The sequence below is a fragment of the Arthrobacter sp. TJ-238 genome (assembly GCF_058269215.1).
Genome location: NZ_JBZCNH010000001.1, coordinates 376,336 through 391,837 on the forward strand (window position 1 = coordinate 376,336; position 15,502 = coordinate 391,837).

Here is a 15,502-nt window from a genome sequence, read left to right on the forward strand (position 1 = left end):
AGGAACCCGTTCAATGACGAATCGATCCAGGCGTGCCACTCAGGCCGCCGCCACGGGGGTGGCCGCCGTCCTGGCCGCCGCCTCACTGATCGGGGGTGCGGCGCAGGCCGCACCTCCGGTCCCGCCCGCACCGGCTGCGGTGCCCGACGGCGCCCTCACCCTCACGCCCGACCCCTCCTACCAGGGTGAGGAGTTCGAGGGCTGGGGCACGAGCCTCGTCTGGTTCGCGAACGCCACGGGGGACTACCCCGACGAGATCCGGAACCGCCTCGCGGAGCTGGTCTTCGGGCCCGAGGGCCTGAACCTGAACATCGCCCGCTACAACATCGGCGGCGGCAACGCCCCCGACGTGAAGGACTACCTGCGTCCCGGCGGCGCCGTCGAAGGCTGGTGGAACGCGCCCGAGGGGACCACGCGCGACGACACCGACTGGTTCGACCCCGAGGACCCGGCCGACTGGAACCTAGAGGCGGACGCCACGCAGCGCTGGTGGATCGACCGCATCAAGCAGGACATCACGCACTGGGAGACGTTCAGCAACTCCCCGCCCTGGTTCCAGACCGTCAGCGGCTACACGTCGGGCGGGTTCAACTCAACCGCCGACCAGCTGAAGCCCGAGAGCATCTCCGACTTCAACGCCTACCTGGTGCGCGTCACCGAGGAGCTCGAGAAGGCGCACGGCATCGAGGTGGACACGCTCGATCCGTTCAACGAGCCGAACACCAACTACTGGAGCACGCAGCTCGACGCCGCCGGCGAACCGACCGGCGGTCGCCAGGAGGGCGCCCACATGGGCCCGCAGCTGCAGCAGCAGGTCCTCCGAGACCTCGCCACCCAGCTGCAGGACGCCGACACGGACGCCACCATCTCCGCGATGGACGAGACCAACCCTGGCACCTTCGCGACCAACTGGAACTCCTACCCCAAGGACGTCCGCGCCCTCGTGGACCAGCTAAACGTCCACACCTACGGCACCGGCCAGCGCACCACCGTACGGGACATCGCCAAGGGCGAGGACAAGCCGCTGTGGATGAGCGAGGTCGAGGGCTCCTGGGGCAACGGCCAGAGCTTCACCAGCATGGAGCCGGGCCTCGGTATGGCCAAGCGCATCACCGACGACCTCCGGGAGCTCGAGCCCAGCGCCTGGGTGTTCTGGCAGCCCGTCGAGGACTACGACAACATGGCTCCCGGCGGCGAGAGCGCGGCCGGCGCCAACTGGGGCAGCATCCAGATGCCGTTCGACTGCACCGATGCGGACACCCTCGACACGTGCCCCATCTACACGAACACCAAGTTCAATACGGTGCGGAACTACACGCACTACATCCAGCCGGGCGACCGCCTGGTCTCCGTGAACGACGACGACACGACCGCCGCGATCACCGGGACCGGCGCCGCCGTCGTGCACATCAACGAGTCGACCGACGCCAAGCCCGTGGTGCTGGACTTCTCGAAGTTCGGCTCCGTCGCGCAGGGCGCCACGGTGACCCCCGTGGTCAGTGACGTCGACGGCGCGCTCGTCGAGGGTGAGCCCGTCGCGATCGAGGGTGGCTCCGCCGTCCTCACCGTGCCCGCCGAGTCCGTGACCACCTTCGTGGTGGACGGCGTCTCCGGTGTCGCCGAGGATGCCGCAGCCATCCGGGACGGCTCCGTGTACCGGCTGCAGGGCGTGCAGAGCGGCAGGTCGATCGAGACCACGGGCGGCGCCGCCGTCATCAGCACGACCGACCCCGCCGACGCCGCCCAGCTCTTCCGCTTCACCAGCCTCGGCGAGGACGACACCAACCGCGAGCGCTACTCCATCACCACACTCGACGGCACCTCGCAGCTGGCCGACGAGGGCGGCGCCGCCGTCGTCGCCCCCGCGGGCACGAACCCGCAGGCGGAATGGATCGCCTCGACCACCGGCGACGGCACCTACACCTTCGTCAACGCCGCCACGAACCTGCTGCTCGAGGTGGGCGGCGGATCGACGGCCGAGGGCGCACCCGTGACCCTCTACCTCGCGAACTCCGGCGCCAACCAGCGCTGGACGCTCGTCGACGAGACCGTCCTGTCCGTGGAGCCCGCCACGGCGTTCACCCTCCCCGGCACCGCGCCCGTGCTGCCCGGGACCGTGACGCCGGTGTACCGCGACGGCGCCCGCGGGGCCGTCCCCGTGGAGTGGAAGATCCCGAACGACAACCGCTGGAGGAAGCCCGGCACCGTGAAGGTCAAGGGCACCGCGACGGACGCCACCGGCGCGCAGTTCCCTGCGGAACTGACGGTCACGGTCGACACCCTCGTGTCCACGCAGGCCGCACGCGCCAAGGCCGTGGTCGGTGGACTCCCGGCCCTGCCGTCCACGGTGACCGCCGTGGGCAGTGAGGGCGGGACCGTCGAGCGTACCGTCACCTGGAGCACTGCCGTCAGGTACCCCGCCCCGGGCGTGTACGAGCTGTCCGGGAACGCCGATGCCGGCAACGGCACCACCCTCCCGGCGACCGTCCGCATCCAGGTCACCGAGGGTACGCCGGACAACGTGACCGACGACGGGGGCACCACCGCGACTGCGACGTTCACCGAGCCGGGCTACGGCACGGCGGGCCTCTTCAACGGCGACACCCGCGACAAGGCGTGGTCCAACTGGCGCTCCAGCGCCAAGAACCCGGCCGACACCCTGACGGTGACCCTGCCCGAGGCGCAGCCCCTCGGCGGCGTGAAGGTGCACTTCTTCCGCGACGGCAGCACGGACAGCTACGCACAGACCGTGCAGCTGCAGGTCCAGGGCCCTGACGGCCGGTGGACGTCCTCCGGCGCACCGGTCGGCGTCCCCGCGGGCTCCCCGGCTCCCGTGGTGACCCTGCCCCTCAACGCGGTGACGGCGTCGTCCGTGCGGGTGGTCATGACGGCCCGCCCGAACACGCACATGGTGGTCAGCGAGATCGAGGTGCTCGGCTACGTCCCGGCCACCTCGTCGGACGCCGCGCTCGCCGGCATCAGCGTCGGCAGCACCCCGGTGGCGGGGTTCTCGCCGTCGGTCACGAGCTACTCGGCGCCGATCAAGGGCAAGATGCCCGTGGTCTCGGCTGTTCCCGCCGATCCCTACGCGACGGTGACCGTCACCCAGCCCGCCGGAGGGAACCGCACCTCGGTCATCTCGGTGACGAGCGAGGACGGCTCGGCCACGAGCGAGTACCGGGTGAACCTGACGAAGTAGCGCAGTACCTGGAAAAGCGGACAGCCACCCACTCCCGATGGAGTGGGTGGCTGTCCGCGATATCCGGTCCCGCCCGGCAGGTGTTACCTGTCCCGGAGCGGGACCATCAGTCGCCGGTCAGAGCGCTCCACCCGTGGTGCGGTTCTTGTCCACCAGCGGATCATCCAGTGGGTCCGTGGCCGCACCGGTCTGTCCGGGCCGTGCCCCGGTGCCGACCGGGTCGACGTCGTCCACGGGCAGGAGGGTGTCCCTGGTGCTCGGAGACAGCTCGCTCTCCTCGCTCGTGTACACCTCGGGCGCCGCGCCGTCGACAGGGGTGATCGTGACGTCGTTCTCCACGGCGTCGGCGTCGTCGTGCTTCTTGCCTGCAGCGACCCCTACGGCTGCTGCTGCAGCGGCCAGGCCGACTCCAGCGGCGACCTTGCCGGAGATCCCGGCCTTGCCGCCGTCACCACGGGAAGCCGCAGCCGCCTCGACACCGGGCTCGCCCGTGTCGATGCCGGTACCTACGGTTCCGCGCCATGCACCGGTGGCGTACCCCTCGTCCTCGATGAAGGCCTTGAACCGCTTGAGGTCCGCCTCGGCCTGGTTCTCGACGACATTGAGCTTGTCGCCGATCTTCTCGACCAGGCCCTCGGGCTCGTACTCGAGGGCGAGGTGGACCTGCGTCTGTCCGCCTCCGACGTCCTCGAAGGAGACCGAACCGGCATTCGTCGCGCCCTCGGTAGCAGCCCACGACACCTTCGTGTCGGGCACCTGCTCGAGAATCGTCGCGTCCCACTGGCGACGGACGCCGCCTATCTCCACGATCCAGTTCAGGCGCTCGTCATCGAGCTGCGTGACGGACTTGACCCCACCCATGAAGTGCGGGAATTCTTCGAACTGGGTCCACTGGTTGTACGCGATGCTGATCGGGACGTTGACCAGGATGCTCTTCTCGACCTTCGTGCTCATGGAGTCTCCTTCGGTTAGGACGGACTGCGTCTAGCGATGCGAGTAACAACTGAAACAATTCATCAGCCTGCTTAGTATAGCGCGGCCTCCGTGTTCTGCATCCGAGGAGCGCTTCCGGGTGTTACGCCGCGCCGTCGCCCAGCCGGTACACGGACACGTGACTGCCCGACTCCGCGGTGAAACCGCTCCGGTCCCAGTCCGCCCACCGCGACTCGAGGCGGAATCCGGCGATCCTCGCCATGAGGTCGAGCTCGGCGGGCCAGATGTAGCGGTGCGGGGTGCGGCCGAGGTGCGCGTCCCGCGAACCGGTCACCTCCGGGTCGAACCGCACGTGATGCGAGACGACGTGCTGGTGCAGCACGTCGTAGGTGTCCACCAGGAGGTATCCCGGTTCGCCCACCTCCACGGTCCCGGCATGCCCGGGTGGCAGCGAGCGCAGCTACGGCACCCAGAGTTCGACGACGAAGCACCCGCCGGGCGCAAGGTGGCGGGCCGCGTTCTCGAAGCAACGCACCTGTTCGTCCTGCGTCAGGAGATTGGCGATGGTGTTGAAGACGAGGAACGCGAGCGAGAACCCTGTCCCCGCCGTCGCCTCCGTCATGTCGCCCCGGACCACCGGGATGCGCTCCTCGCCCGCCTTCTCCCGAAGGCGCGCGATCATCGCGCGGGACACCTCGATCCCGGCGACCTGGACCCCCGCATCGGCGAGAGGGATGGCCACGCGGCCCGTGCCCACGGCGAACTCCACCGCCCGCCCTCCGTCCGCCAGGTCCGCCAGTACCCGAACCGTGGGGCCGAGGACCTGTGGAGCGAACATGCCTTCGCCTGGCGTGTCGTACTGCCGGGCCACCTCGTCGTCCCAGAGCTTCTGCTGATCGACCATACCGTCGCCGCCGGGATGCTCAGCTGACCGCCTTCGCCACCAGGCGGCGCAACTCCTCCTCCACCGCGCCGTTCCACGCGGTGATGGAGAAGGCATTGGGCCAGAACACGCCGTCGTCCAGGTTCGCGACGTCGTTGAAGCCGATCGTCGAGTAGTGCGAGTCGAACTTCGCCGCAGCCTGGAAGAACGTCACCACCTTTCCGTCGCGCGCATAGGCCGGCATGCCGTACCAGGTCCGGGGCTCGAGGTCCGGGGCGACGGCGGACACCAGCGCATGGTAGTTCTCCGCGATCTCACGGTCGGGCTGCGGCATCTCGGCGATCTTGTCCTGGATTGCCTTCTCCCCCGCGGCCCGGCTCTTGCCGCGCTTCGCCTCGGCGCGCATCTCCGCCGACCGCTCCTTCATGGCCGCGCGCTCCTGCTCGGTGAATCCCTCAGTCGTGTCGGTCTGACGTGCCATGATCTGCCTCCCTCGATGTGGTCCGCGGGTCGATGCCCGGCGGTGCTCCCCACCCTAGGGACGACGCCGCGGCATGGGTAGGGCCGGCGGTACCCGAACGGGGCACGAGGACCGCCGTCGATAGCACCCGGAGCGCCTCCTGGCGACACGGCGGGGATTCCTGCACGACGCCGCCCCCTGACGGTTGATCCACAGTAGGCTTACGATGCCGGGTGCGATGGGCGGGCGATGCTTCACCAGAAGCCGCCCCGTCGTCCCGGCAGGTCTCACCGTACTCAGCGGACTACCCGCGCCACCGTCGGCAGCCGACGATTCTCGGCGCCGATGCACCGCACACCTGAAGGGGAAACATCCATGACCACCGCCAACACGCCCCACGCGGGCGCACGCACCAATGTCCAGAAAGCAGCCCTCGCCGTCGGCGCGGTCTTCCTGCTCGTCGGGATCCTCGGCTTCATCCCCGGCATCACCTCCGACTACGACACGATGATGTTCGCCGGCCACGAGTCGGAAGCGAAGCTCCTCGGCCTGTTCCAGGTCTCGATCCTGCACAACATCGTCCACCTGCTCTTCGGTGCAGCCGGCATCGCCATGGCCCGCACCATCAGCGGCGCCCGCTCCTACCTCCTGTACGGCGGGATCATCTACCTCGTCCTCTGGGTCTACGGCCTGGTCATCGGTGAGGACTCCGCAGCCAACTTCGTGCCCCTCAACGGTGCGGACAACTGGCTGCACTTCCTCCTGGGCGTCGGCATGATCGCCCTGGCGCTGCTGCTGACCCGCAACACCACCCGCAAGACCACACACGCATAACCCTTCCGCCGGAACTCCGGCAGGAATCCCGCCGCACTTCGGCGGGCAGCACCCGAAGAAGGCCCCTGGTTCGCACCCGGGGCCTTCTTCGCGTCCGCAGCGTGTCATCGAATTAGGAAACGCGGACATGACGTTATTCCTTGCACTGCTGGTTAGGAGAACCTAACCTAAGAGCGTGTCCCTGCAACCCGCCCCCGCGCCAGCCCTCTCCGTCGCGGACCTCGGCGTCTCCTACGGCAGCCGACAGGTGGTCGGGTCCGTCTCCTTCAGGCTCATGCCGGGCACGGTCACAGCCCTCATCGGCCCGAACGGCAGCGGCAAGTCCACGCTGCTCCGCACCATCGCACGACTGCACGCCCCGGACTCCGGAACGGTGATGCTCGACGACGGTGCCGACGTCCTCGCGCTCTCCCCCCGCGAGTTCGCCCGCACCATCACCCTGCTGGCCCAGAGCCGCCCTGTGCCCGGCGGACTGACCGTCCGCGAGGTCGTCGGCTTCGGCCGCCACCCCCACCGCGGCCGCTGGACCGGGCAGGACACGCAGGGTACCGCCGCGGTGGACAGGGCTCTCGAGCTCACCCGCACCACCGAATTCGCCGACCGCCCCGTCGCGGCGCTCTCGGGCGGGCAGATCCAGCGTGTCTGGCTGGCCAGCTGCCTCGCCCAGGACACCGGCGTGCTGCTCCTCGACGAGCCCACCACCTATCTCGACCTGCGCTATCAGGTGGAGATCCTCGACGTCGTCCGCGACCTCGCCACCGACCACGGCGTGGCCGTCGGCGTCGTCCTGCACGACCTCGACCAGGCCGCTGCCATCGCCGACCACGTGGTGCTGCTCGAGAACGGCGCCGTTCTGGCGCAGGGCGCGGCCGTGGACGTCCTCACCGCCGAGAACCTGTCCCGCGCCTACGGAGTGCGCGTCGACGTCACCGTCTCGGGCGGCGCCGTCACCACCCGCGCCGTCGGGCGCCACAACGCGGCCCCTCTGATGTCGCGCGCGCCCGCCGCCTCCTGATCCCCCTCGCGCACCCCGCGCTCCGAAGAGAAATGAACACGATGACACAACCGAAGATCCTCGCTGCCCTCGCAACGGTCGCCCTGCTCTCACTGACCGCGTGCGGCACCACGGAGGAGGCCGGCGGCAGCACGCCCACCGAGGCCGCCGCCGGCGAGAGCATCACCGTCACGGACGCCCGTGGCAAGGAGATCACGCTGGACGGCCCCGCCGAGCGCGTCGTCGCCACGGAGTGGAACGCCGTCGAGAACCTCGTCTCGCTCGGCGTCATGCCGGTCGGGGCTGCGGACGTGGAGGGCTACGCCCAGTGGGTCAGCGCCGAGCCGCTCGACGGATCCGTCACCGACGTCGGAGTGCGCGGCGAGCCCAGCATCGACACCCTCGTGTCCCTCACCCCCGACGTCGTCATCGTCACCGACCAGCTCGCCGAGGGCGCCATCGAGCAGATCGAGAGGACCGTGCCCGTCGTCGTCGTCCCCGGCGGCGACGCCACCGACAACATCGGCCAGATGTTCGAGAACCTCGAGCTGATCGCCACGGTCACCGGCACCGAGGACCAGGCCGCCGAGCTGAAGTCCGCGTTCGAGGCGAAGATCACCGAAGGCAGAACAGCCATCGAGGAGGCCGGCGGCGCAGGCACGCCCGTGGCCTTCTCCGACGCGTACGTCGACGCCGGCAGCGTCTCGATCCGCCCCTTCACCGAAGCCTCGCTCGTCGGCAGCGTCTTCGCCCGGCTCGGCCTGGCCAGCGCCTGGACCGTGGAGGGCGACCCCGCCTACGGCCTCGCCCAGACCGACGTCGAAGGCCTCACCGCCCTGCCCGAGGACACCGACTTCTGGTACATCGCCAATGACGCCTTCGGCGACCCCTACCAGGAGCAGCTGAAGGACAACGCCGTGTGGACAGGCCTCCCGTTCGTCGAGGCCGGCCGCGTGACGCGCTTCCCGGACGCCCTGTGGACCTTCGGCGGGCCCAGCTCCATGGGACAGTTCGTCGACGCGGCGGTCGACGCCGCCACCGCCCAGGCCGCGAAGTAGTGCCGTGCCGCCGGCAACGCTGACCAGGCCCGCTCCTCCTCCGGCCCGGGCCGGCACCCCGCGCCCCGGCATGCGCCTGGCCGTTGCCGGCGGTCTCCTCGCCGCCGCCACCCTGATCCTCGCCCTCGTGCACATCACGCAGGGCACCTCGAGCGTCGGTCCCGCCGACATCCTCGCCCTGCTCAGCGGGAACGACGACGGCACCGCGACAGGTGCCGTCGTCGCCGCCAGCCGCATCCCCCGCCTGGCGGCCGGCCTGCTCGTGGGGGCCGCGCTCGGGGCGGCCGGCGCCGTCATGCAGTCCGTCGCGCGCAACGCCCTCGCCTCCCCGGACACCCTCGCGGTCAACGCCGGCGCCCACCTCGCCGTGGTCGCCGTCGCGGCCCTCGGCCTGCAGGTGCCCCTGCTCGGATCGGTGGGCGTGGCCTTCCTCGGCGGGCTCGGCGCCGCGGCACTCGTCCTCGCACTCTCGGGCGCCGGACAGTCGTCGAGCGTGCGCCTGGTCCTCGCGGGGTCGGCCATCGCCCTCGCCTTCCACGCCCTGACCAGCACCCTCCTGCTGCTGTTCGCCCAGGAGACGCGCGGTCTCTTCGCCTGGGGCTCGGGCTCCCTCGGGCAGAGCGGACTCGAGAAGTTCGCGCTGCTAGCACCCCTGACCGGCGCGGCCCTGCTCGTGCTGCTCCTCAGGTCGCGCTCCCTGGACCTGCTGACGCTCGGCGACGACCAGGCCCGCGTGCTCGGCATCAATGTGCGCGGCACCCAGGTCCTCGCGATCGTCCTCGCCGTGCTGCTCTCCGCCGCAGCCGTGACCGTCGCCGGACCGATCGGCTTCGTGGGCCTCGCGGCGCCTGCCCTCGTGCGTCTCGCGGCACCGCGTGTCCCCGGCCTGCACCGGCACATCGCCCTGATCCCCGCCTCGGCGCTGACGGGTGTGTTCCTCGTGCTCGGCGCGGACGTGCTGCTGCGTGCCGTGGTGGGGGCCGAGAGCGCCGTGGAAGTGCCCACCGGCGTCGTGACCACCGTCTTCGGCGCCGTGTTCCTCGTGGCCCTCGCACACCGCATGCGCTCCGACGGACCCACGCGGGAGGCGCGGACCGTCTCCCTGCACACCCTCGGGGCGGCCCGCAGCGCGGGGGTCCTCGTGGTGCTCACCGTGGTGCTCGTCGCGGTGACGATCGCCGGATTCCTGCTCGGCGACGCGAAGCTCCTCCTGGGCGACATCGCCAACTGGGTCTCCGGCCAGGCCGGACCGGTGGTGTCCAGCGTGATGGACACCCGGGCTCCGCGCGTAGGGGCGGCGCTGCTCGCGGGCGCCTCCCTCGCCCTGGCCGGAACCGCCATCCAGGCAGTGACCCGCAACCCCCTCGCCGAGCCGGCGATCATCGGCGTCTCGGGCGGAGCCGGCGTGGGCGCGATCCTCGTGATCACCCTCGTACCGCTGGCCGGCTTCTGGACCATCAGTGCGGCAGCCGGGATCGGCGCCGCCGTCGTCGCCCTGATCGTGTTCGGGCTGTCCTTCCGCGGCGGCATGCAGACCGACCGCCTGGTGCTCATCGGCATCGGTGTCTCCGCGGCAGCGACGGCCGTGATCACGCTGCTGATCGTGCTCACCGACCCGTGGAACGAGGCGAAGGCGCTCACCTGGCTGTCCGGCTCCACCTACGGGCGGTCGGTGCAGCACCTCGTGCCCATGGCCGTGTCCCTGCTCATCGCCCTGCCCATCGCCGCGTCCCACCACCGCACACAGGATCTGCTGGCCCTCGACGAGGACACCCCGCGCCTGCTCGGCCTGCGGGTGCCGCAGGCACGCGTGCTCCTGCTGGCCGCGGCGGTGCTGCTGACGGCGTCGTCGGTGGCCGGGATCGGGGTGATCGGCTTCGTGGGCCTCGTGGCACCGCACGCGGCCCGGGCCCTAGTGGGCGCCTCGCACCGGCTGATCATCCCGACGGCGATGCTGCTCGGCGCGATCCTCGTCTGCCTCGGGGACCTCATCGGCCGGACGGCGATCGCCCCGGCGCAGCTGCCGGCGGGACTCCTGACCGCGCTGCTCGGAGCGCCCTACTTCATCCACCTGCTGTTCCGGAGCCGCCTCAGCCGCTGATGGGCGGCCGGGACCGCGGACGGAAGCTGTCCTGCGGCCCGGTGCGCGCGGACCGTGGCCGCGGCACAATCGACACATGACTCTCCGCTGGTACTCCACCGTCATCGAATCCTCCGACCATCGCGCCCTCGCGCACTGGTGGTCCGACGCCCTGGGCTGGGAGGTGATCTTCGAGGACGACGAAGAGGCCGCCGTCGTGCCGCCGTGGGCCCGCGAGCTGGAGCCGAGACTCTCCTTCGAGCAGGTCCCGCCGGGCCTCGTGTTCGTCGCTGTGGATCACGAGAAGCAGGGGAAGAACCGTCTTCACCTGGACTTCGCACCGCACAGCACGGACGACCGCGCCGCCGAGATCGAGCGCCTCGTCGCCCTCGGCGCACGCCGCGTCGACGTCGGGCAGGGGCCCGACGTCAGCTGGGAGGTGCTGGCGGACCCGGACGGCAACGAGTTCTGCATCCTCTCCGCCCGCGAGCACTAGGGCCCGACGGAGGAAGGACAGGAGCGACCGCCCCACCTGCCGCGGGACGGTCGCTCCTGTCCTCCAGGCCGGGCCGAAGCCCGGCCGGCACCCCGGACGCCTACAGCTCGACGCGCTCCGTATCGATGACTTCCTTGCGCACCTGGCCGCTGACGACCTCGTCGTGGGTGCGGGCCTCGCGGCGTACGCGCACGCGCTCGATCGGCACCACGTCCACTTCCACGCGGGGCTTCTCCTCGTAGAGGACCACCTCGACGGTGTCGCCGTTGAAGGCCGTCTCGACGGCGGAGTACAGGCGCTCGCGCTCGGCCTCCGTGTACGAGTTCTGGCCGTCGTCGTAGAACGGCACGCCGTCCTTGACGGGCACGCGCTCGACGACGAGCTCCTCGCGGCGGATCTGCACCCTCATGGTGACGTCCTCGGTGACCACGCGCTTCACGAGGCGGACGCGCTCGGTCTCGCGGATCTCCGTGCCCACGCGCAGCTGCTCCTCGGACCGCGTCATGGAGTAGTCGCCCTCGGGGCGGGAGACCTGCGTGCGGGCGCGGTCGGCGCGGGAGGTGTCGGACGTGTCGGACCTGTCGGACGTGTCCGCCACACCCGCGGCCGTCGGGTCGGCGGCGTCGTCCTTCTCGGCCATGAGGCCGTAGTACCGCAGCAGGTGCTGCTCCTCCTCGGGGCTGAGGTGGCCGTCCAGGGACATCTTCGGGGAGTCGTACACCTTGGCATGCGTGTAGGGCAGGCGGACGTCGCGGCCCGTCAGCGTCGCCCCTCGCAGCGGTGCGAAGGACTCGGGGTTGCCCATGGCGTGCGTGGCCACGGTGACCCAGCTGGGCTCCCCCGTGGCGTCGTCGACGTAGAGCTGGCCCATGGGGCCGAGAACCGCCCCGTCCTCGCTCAGCACGTTGGCGCCGGCGTTCATGGCGTCCTTCATCTGGTCAAGCGTGATCATGACGTCCCTTTCGAAGAGGTTGCTTTCGTTCACCGTAGGTCCCACCCGAGGCGATAGCAAGCATGCTTACTACTCGGGTGTCGACTTCATCTACCGGGTGCCCTCGGCGATCGGCCGTACCGGTCCTATTCTGGCTGCATGCATCTCCAGCGGAGACCCCTTCGGGCGGCGCGCATCTCGGACGAATCGCACCGCGTCACCACCTTCGAGCTCTTCTTCGACCTCGTCTTCGTGTTCGCGTTCACGCAGGTCACCGGTTTCATGGCCTACGAGCACTCCTTCACCGGTGTGCTGCAGGGCATGATCGTCCTGGGCCTGCTCTGGTGGTCCTGGGTGTCCTACGCGTGGCTCGGCAACCAGACGCACGTGGACGAGGGCATCATGCGCCTCGGCCTGTCCGCCGTCATGGTGGCCATGTTCATCGCGTCCCTCGCCATCCCCGAGGCATTCACCGACCTCGAGGGCGGCCTCAGCGGGCCCCTCGTCCTCGCCCTCGCGTACTTCGTGGTGCGCCTGCTGCACCTCCTGCTCTACCTGTACGCATCGGTCGACGACAAACCGCTCCAGCGGCAGGTGATCAGGACCTCCGTGGCGATGTTCTCGGGCTCTGCGCTCATCACCGCCGGTGCGGTCGTCGGCGGGCCGTCGCAGACCTGGTTCTGGCTCGCCGGACTCGCCCTCGACATCACGCTGACCTACCTCACCTCCTCGGGCGGCGACTGGCGCGTGCTCTCCGCGGCACACTGGACCGAGCGCCACGGCCTCGTGATCATCCTGGCGCTCGGGGAATCGATCGTCGCCATCGGGGTGGGCGCCTCACAGGAGCCCGTGAGCATCCCGATCCTCCTCGGCGCGCTGTTCGGGATCGCCCTGTCGGTGTGTCTGTGGTGGCTCCACTTCGACGTGACCGCGATCGCCGCCGAGCACCGCTTCGCAGCCCTGCAGGGCAGCGCGCGCACCTCGGCCGCGGTGGACGGCTACACGTACCTGCACCTGCCCCTGGTCGCCGGGATCATCCTGTCGGCGTTCGGCGTGGAGGACGTCCTGGCGTACATCGACAAGACGAAGGATTTCGGTGTGGTCGGTTCCTTCGCGCTCTTCGGCGGTGCCGCCCTGTTCCTGCTCGGCAGTTCCGCCTTCTGGCGCCGCATCGGCGGGTACTGGAAGAAGTGGCGGCTCGGCGGGGCGTCGGTGCTGATCCTGCTGATCCCCGTGGCCGCGCCCCTCGCACCGCTGGCGGCCCTCGCGCTCGCGGCCGCGATCGCCGCGGTACTCGTGGCGGTGGAGAGCCTCCTGTACGCCGAGACGCGGGCCTCCGTGCGCGAGGAGCATGCCAGGGGCAAGCACTGAGCGCACGTATCGAGCGCCAGGCGGCCCGGCGTGACGCGGGCGCCTGGACGGGCACCCGAAGGGTCGCCCTAGGCGTCGTGCCGCAGGGCGTAGGCGGAACTGGGCAGGGAGTCGACGTTCCAGTCGGCGTGCGACGCCGGCTGGTCCGCCGGTGCGTCGGTGCGGATGATCCGCAGCAGGTACCGCACCAGGAGGGTCGTGAGGACGATGGCCAAGAGGATCAGGAGAAGATTCATGCCTCGATCCTGATCCTCCGGGGCCGCAGAAAAGAGTGGCAGGAACGACCCGTAACGCTCAGAAACTGCCATACTACTGGCATGTTCTCCACGGTCGCCGTCATCGTCCTGCCGGACCTCGCCCTGTTCGAGTTCGGGGTGGTCTGCGAGGTGTTCGGCGTCGACCGCTCGGCGCTCGGCGTCGGCCTGCCCGCCTTCGACCTCCGCATCTGCACGCCCGCCCCCGGCATGGTGCGGACGTCCTCGGGCGTGTCCCTGCAGGTCGACGAGGATCTCTCCGGGGTCGACGACGCGGACCTCGTGATCATGGCGCCCTTCTCGGCCGGGACCGACGTCCCCGCCGCCGTCCTGGAGGCCCTGCAGGCCGCGGACCGCCGGGGCGCGCGGATCTTCTCGGTCTGCTCGGGCGCCTTCGCGCTCGCGGAGGCCGGGCTGCTGGACGGCCGCTCCGCGACGACGCACTGGCGGTACACGAGCGCCCTCGCCGACACCTACCCGAAGATTCGCGTGGACGAGAACGTGCTCTACGTGGAGGACGGCAACATCCTCACGAGTGCCGGTACGGCCGCCGGGATCGACGCGAGCCTGCACCTCGTCCGCCAGGCATTCGGGCCGAAGGCCGCGACGGCGATCGCCCGCGGCATGGTGGTGCCCCCGCACCGGGACGGCGGTCAGGCACAGTTCATCGAGCGGCCCATCCCCACCGAGTGCGGTGCGTCGATGGAGGAACTGCTGGTGTGGCTCGCCGATCACCTGGATCAGGACATCACCGTGGCGACCCTCGCTCGGCGCCTGCACATGAGCGAACGCACCTTCGCCCGGCGGTTCCGCTCGGAGACGGGCACCACGCCGGCCGCCTGGCTCACCGGGCAGCGCCTGCTGCGTGCGCAGTCGCTGCTGGAGGAGACGCGGCTGACCGTCGACGCCGTCGCCCGTGCGGCAGGGTTCGGGCAGGCGGTGCTGCTGCGCCACCACTTCCAGAAGGCCCTCGGCGTCAGCCCGGCCGCGTACCGCCGCACGTTCCGGGGATCCGACAAGGGCTGCGACCTCGACCTGCACGAGCTCGAGGAACAGTTCGGCGGACGCGCGCTCAGCCGGTGAGCGCACGGATGACGAGGAACACCACCGGGAGGTAGAGCACCCCGGCGATGGTCTGCAGCGTGATGGTCGAGGCCATGAGCCGCGCGTCCCCGCCGAGGGCCCGCGCCATGACGTACGCCGAGGACGCCGTGGGCAGGGACAGGAACAGGATCACCGTGGCGGCCGGCTCCCCCGTGAGGCCCAGCAACAGGCACCCGGCGATACCGAGACCGGGCAGCACCGCGAACTTCACCGCGGTGGCCAGGACGACGGCGCCCGGGTTCCGGCCGATGCTCCGAAGGTCCAGGGCCGCGCCCACGCAGAGAAGCCCCAGCGGCAGCGACGCGCTGCCGAGCGCCCGCACGAACTCGGCGACGCCCGGCGGCAGCCCGACACCCGACACGTTCAGCAGGATCCCGACGACGCAGCCGACGATCAGCGGATTGGTGGCGATGCTCCGGACCGTGCCGGCGAGCGTCAGCCGCTCCGCCCCGTAGCGCGCGAATCCGAGCGTGCACAGGACGTTGACGAGCGGCACGAGGACGGTGTTCGCGATGGCGGCGAGCGCGACGCCGCCGGGTCCGAAGAGGGCGAGGGCGATCGAGAGGCCGAGGTAGTTGTTGAACCGGATGCTGCCCTGCAGCACGGAGGTGAACGCGGGCCCGTCGAGGTCGAGCCATCGCTGCGCGACCACGAGCCCGAGCGCCGTCACGACGACCGGCCCGGCGAGGATCGGCGCCATCAGGGCGATCGGCAGGCCCGCGAGATCCGCCGTCGCGGTGCCGCTGATGAACAGCGCGGGCAGCAGGACGAAGTAGCAGAGCCTCTCCGCGGGCGGCCAGAAGGCCGGCGCCAGGAACCTGCGCGCCCGGAGGGCGTAGCCGAGCGCGATCAGCCCGATGACCGGGCCGATCACCACGAGTGTCTGCAGGATCACGCGGCCCCAC

At 70.5% G+C, this 15,502-nt stretch carries 13 protein-coding genes and 1 pseudogene; 8 read left to right on the top strand and 6 right to left on the bottom strand.

Annotated features, from left to right (window positions below; translation table 11 throughout):
* Positions 1–13 precede the first annotated feature (13 nt).
* Positions 14–3,199 (top strand): RICIN domain-containing protein, encoded by a 3,186-nt coding sequence (locus AC4D2O_RS01785; RefSeq protein ID WP_490904854.1) that lies wholly within the window; start codon positions 14–16, stop codon positions 3,197–3,199.
* 117 nt (positions 3,200–3,316) lie between these two features.
* Here the strand turns inward: AC4D2O_RS01785 and AC4D2O_RS01790 are convergent, their stop codons facing one another.
* The 3 genes and pseudogenes from AC4D2O_RS01790 to AC4D2O_RS01800 all read right to left on the bottom strand — a co-directional run bounded on the left by AC4D2O_RS01790 (position 3,317) and on the right by AC4D2O_RS01800 (position 5,496).
* The gene (locus AC4D2O_RS01790) at positions 3,317–4,153 is read right to left on the bottom strand and encodes an SRPBCC family protein (RefSeq protein WP_490904856.1); all 837 of its coding nucleotides are present in this window, start codon (positions 4,151–4,153) and stop codon (positions 3,317–3,319) included.
* A gap of 121 nt (positions 4,154–4,274) precedes the next feature.
* A pseudogene (locus AC4D2O_RS01795) lies at positions 4,275–5,036 on the bottom strand (class I SAM-dependent methyltransferase).
* A 19-nt stretch (positions 5,037–5,055) separates the two neighbouring features.
* Entirely contained in the window at positions 5,056–5,496 is a 441-nt protein-coding gene (locus tag AC4D2O_RS01800) for an iron chaperone (RefSeq protein ID WP_490904858.1), read from the bottom strand.
* A gap of 354 nt (positions 5,497–5,850) precedes the next feature.
* Between AC4D2O_RS01800 and AC4D2O_RS01805 the strand changes: the two genes are divergently transcribed.
* The 5 genes from AC4D2O_RS01805 to AC4D2O_RS01825 all read left to right on the top strand — a co-directional run bounded on the left by AC4D2O_RS01805 (position 5,851) and on the right by AC4D2O_RS01825 (position 10,937).
* Positions 5,851–6,309 carry a DUF4383 domain-containing protein gene (locus AC4D2O_RS01805; RefSeq protein WP_490904861.1) on the top strand — a complete coding sequence of 153 codons (459 nt, stop codon included), beginning with the start codon at positions 5,851–5,853 and terminating at the stop codon, positions 6,307–6,309.
* A gap of 175 nt (positions 6,310–6,484) precedes the next feature.
* On the top strand, positions 6,485–7,324 hold the full coding sequence (locus AC4D2O_RS01810; protein WP_490904864.1) for an ABC transporter ATP-binding protein: 840 nt from the start codon (positions 6,485–6,487) through the stop codon (positions 7,322–7,324).
* 41 nt (positions 7,325–7,365) lie between these two features.
* Positions 7,366–8,361, top strand: a complete 996-nt coding sequence (locus AC4D2O_RS01815; RefSeq protein ID WP_490904866.1) for an ABC transporter substrate-binding protein — start codon at positions 7,366–7,368, stop codon at positions 8,359–8,361.
* Positions 8,362–8,365: 4 nt separating this feature from the next.
* Entirely contained in the window at positions 8,366–10,462 is a 2,097-nt protein-coding gene (locus tag AC4D2O_RS01820; RefSeq protein WP_490904868.1) for an iron ABC transporter permease, read from the top strand.
* Between the two features lie 76 nt (positions 10,463–10,538).
* The gene (locus AC4D2O_RS01825; protein ID WP_490904871.1) at positions 10,539–10,937 is read left to right on the top strand and encodes a VOC family protein; all 399 of its coding nucleotides are present in this window, start codon (positions 10,539–10,541) and stop codon (positions 10,935–10,937) included.
* Between the two features lie 100 nt (positions 10,938–11,037).
* On the opposite strand, the gene AC4D2O_RS01830 is transcribed toward AC4D2O_RS01825, so the two are convergent.
* The gene (locus AC4D2O_RS01830; RefSeq protein WP_490904873.1) at positions 11,038–11,889 is read right to left on the bottom strand and encodes a YsnF/AvaK domain-containing protein; all 852 of its coding nucleotides are present in this window, start codon (positions 11,887–11,889) and stop codon (positions 11,038–11,040) included.
* Between the two features lie 138 nt (positions 11,890–12,027).
* Between AC4D2O_RS01830 and AC4D2O_RS01835 the strand changes: the two genes are divergently transcribed.
* Positions 12,028–13,239, top strand: a complete 1,212-nt coding sequence (locus tag AC4D2O_RS01835) for a low temperature requirement protein A (protein WP_490904875.1) — start codon at positions 12,028–12,030, stop codon at positions 13,237–13,239.
* Between the two features lie 68 nt (positions 13,240–13,307).
* Here the strand turns inward: AC4D2O_RS01835 and AC4D2O_RS01840 are convergent, their stop codons facing one another.
* Positions 13,308–13,475, bottom strand: coding sequence for a hypothetical protein (locus AC4D2O_RS01840; protein ID WP_490904877.1), 168 nt, complete (start codon positions 13,473–13,475; stop codon positions 13,308–13,310).
* Between the two features lie 81 nt (positions 13,476–13,556).
* On the opposite strand from AC4D2O_RS01840, the gene AC4D2O_RS01845 reads away from it, so the two are divergent.
* Positions 13,557–14,576, top strand: a complete 1,020-nt coding sequence (locus AC4D2O_RS01845; RefSeq protein WP_490904879.1) for a GlxA family transcriptional regulator — start codon at positions 13,557–13,559, stop codon at positions 14,574–14,576.
* Here AC4D2O_RS01845 and AC4D2O_RS01850 read toward each other — a convergent pair.
* A complete protein-coding gene (locus tag AC4D2O_RS01850) occupies positions 14,566–15,492 on the bottom strand; it encodes an AEC family transporter (protein ID WP_490904882.1) in 927 nt (308 codons plus the stop codon). The two genes, AC4D2O_RS01845 and AC4D2O_RS01850, sit on opposite strands and share 11 nt — an antisense overlap.
* Positions 15,493–15,502 lie beyond the last annotated feature (10 nt).

What these genes read in the sequence shown, in the direction of transcription:
- AC4D2O_RS01840 (WP_490904877.1), bottom strand. Translation starts at nt 13,475, where the DNA reads ATGAATCTTCTCCTGATCCTCTTGGCCATCGTCCTCACGACCCTCCTG.
- AC4D2O_RS01830 (WP_490904873.1), bottom strand. Translation starts at nt 11,889, where the DNA reads ATGATCACGCTTGACCAGATGAAGGACGCCATGAACGCCGGCGCCAAC.
- AC4D2O_RS01790 (WP_490904856.1), bottom strand. Translation starts at nt 4,153, where the DNA reads ATGAGCACGAAGGTCGAGAAGAGCATCCTGGTCAACGTCCCGATCAGC.
- AC4D2O_RS01805 (WP_490904861.1), top strand. Translation starts at nt 5,851, where the DNA reads ATGACCACCGCCAACACGCCCCACGCGGGCGCACGCACCAATGTCCAG.
- AC4D2O_RS01785 (WP_490904854.1), top strand. Translation starts at nt 14, where the DNA reads ATGACGAATCGATCCAGGCGTGCCACTCAGGCCGCCGCCACGGGGGTG.
- AC4D2O_RS01825 (WP_490904871.1), top strand. Translation starts at nt 10,539, where the DNA reads ATGACTCTCCGCTGGTACTCCACCGTCATCGAATCCTCCGACCATCGC.
- AC4D2O_RS01800 (WP_490904858.1), bottom strand. Translation starts at nt 5,496, where the DNA reads ATGGCACGTCAGACCGACACGACTGAGGGATTCACCGAGCAGGAGCGC.
- AC4D2O_RS01815 (WP_490904866.1), top strand. Translation starts at nt 7,366, where the DNA reads ATGACACAACCGAAGATCCTCGCTGCCCTCGCAACGGTCGCCCTGCTC.
- AC4D2O_RS01835 (WP_490904875.1), top strand. Translation starts at nt 12,028, where the DNA reads ATGCATCTCCAGCGGAGACCCCTTCGGGCGGCGCGCATCTCGGACGAA.
- AC4D2O_RS01845 (WP_490904879.1), top strand. Translation starts at nt 13,557, where the DNA reads ATGTTCTCCACGGTCGCCGTCATCGTCCTGCCGGACCTCGCCCTGTTC.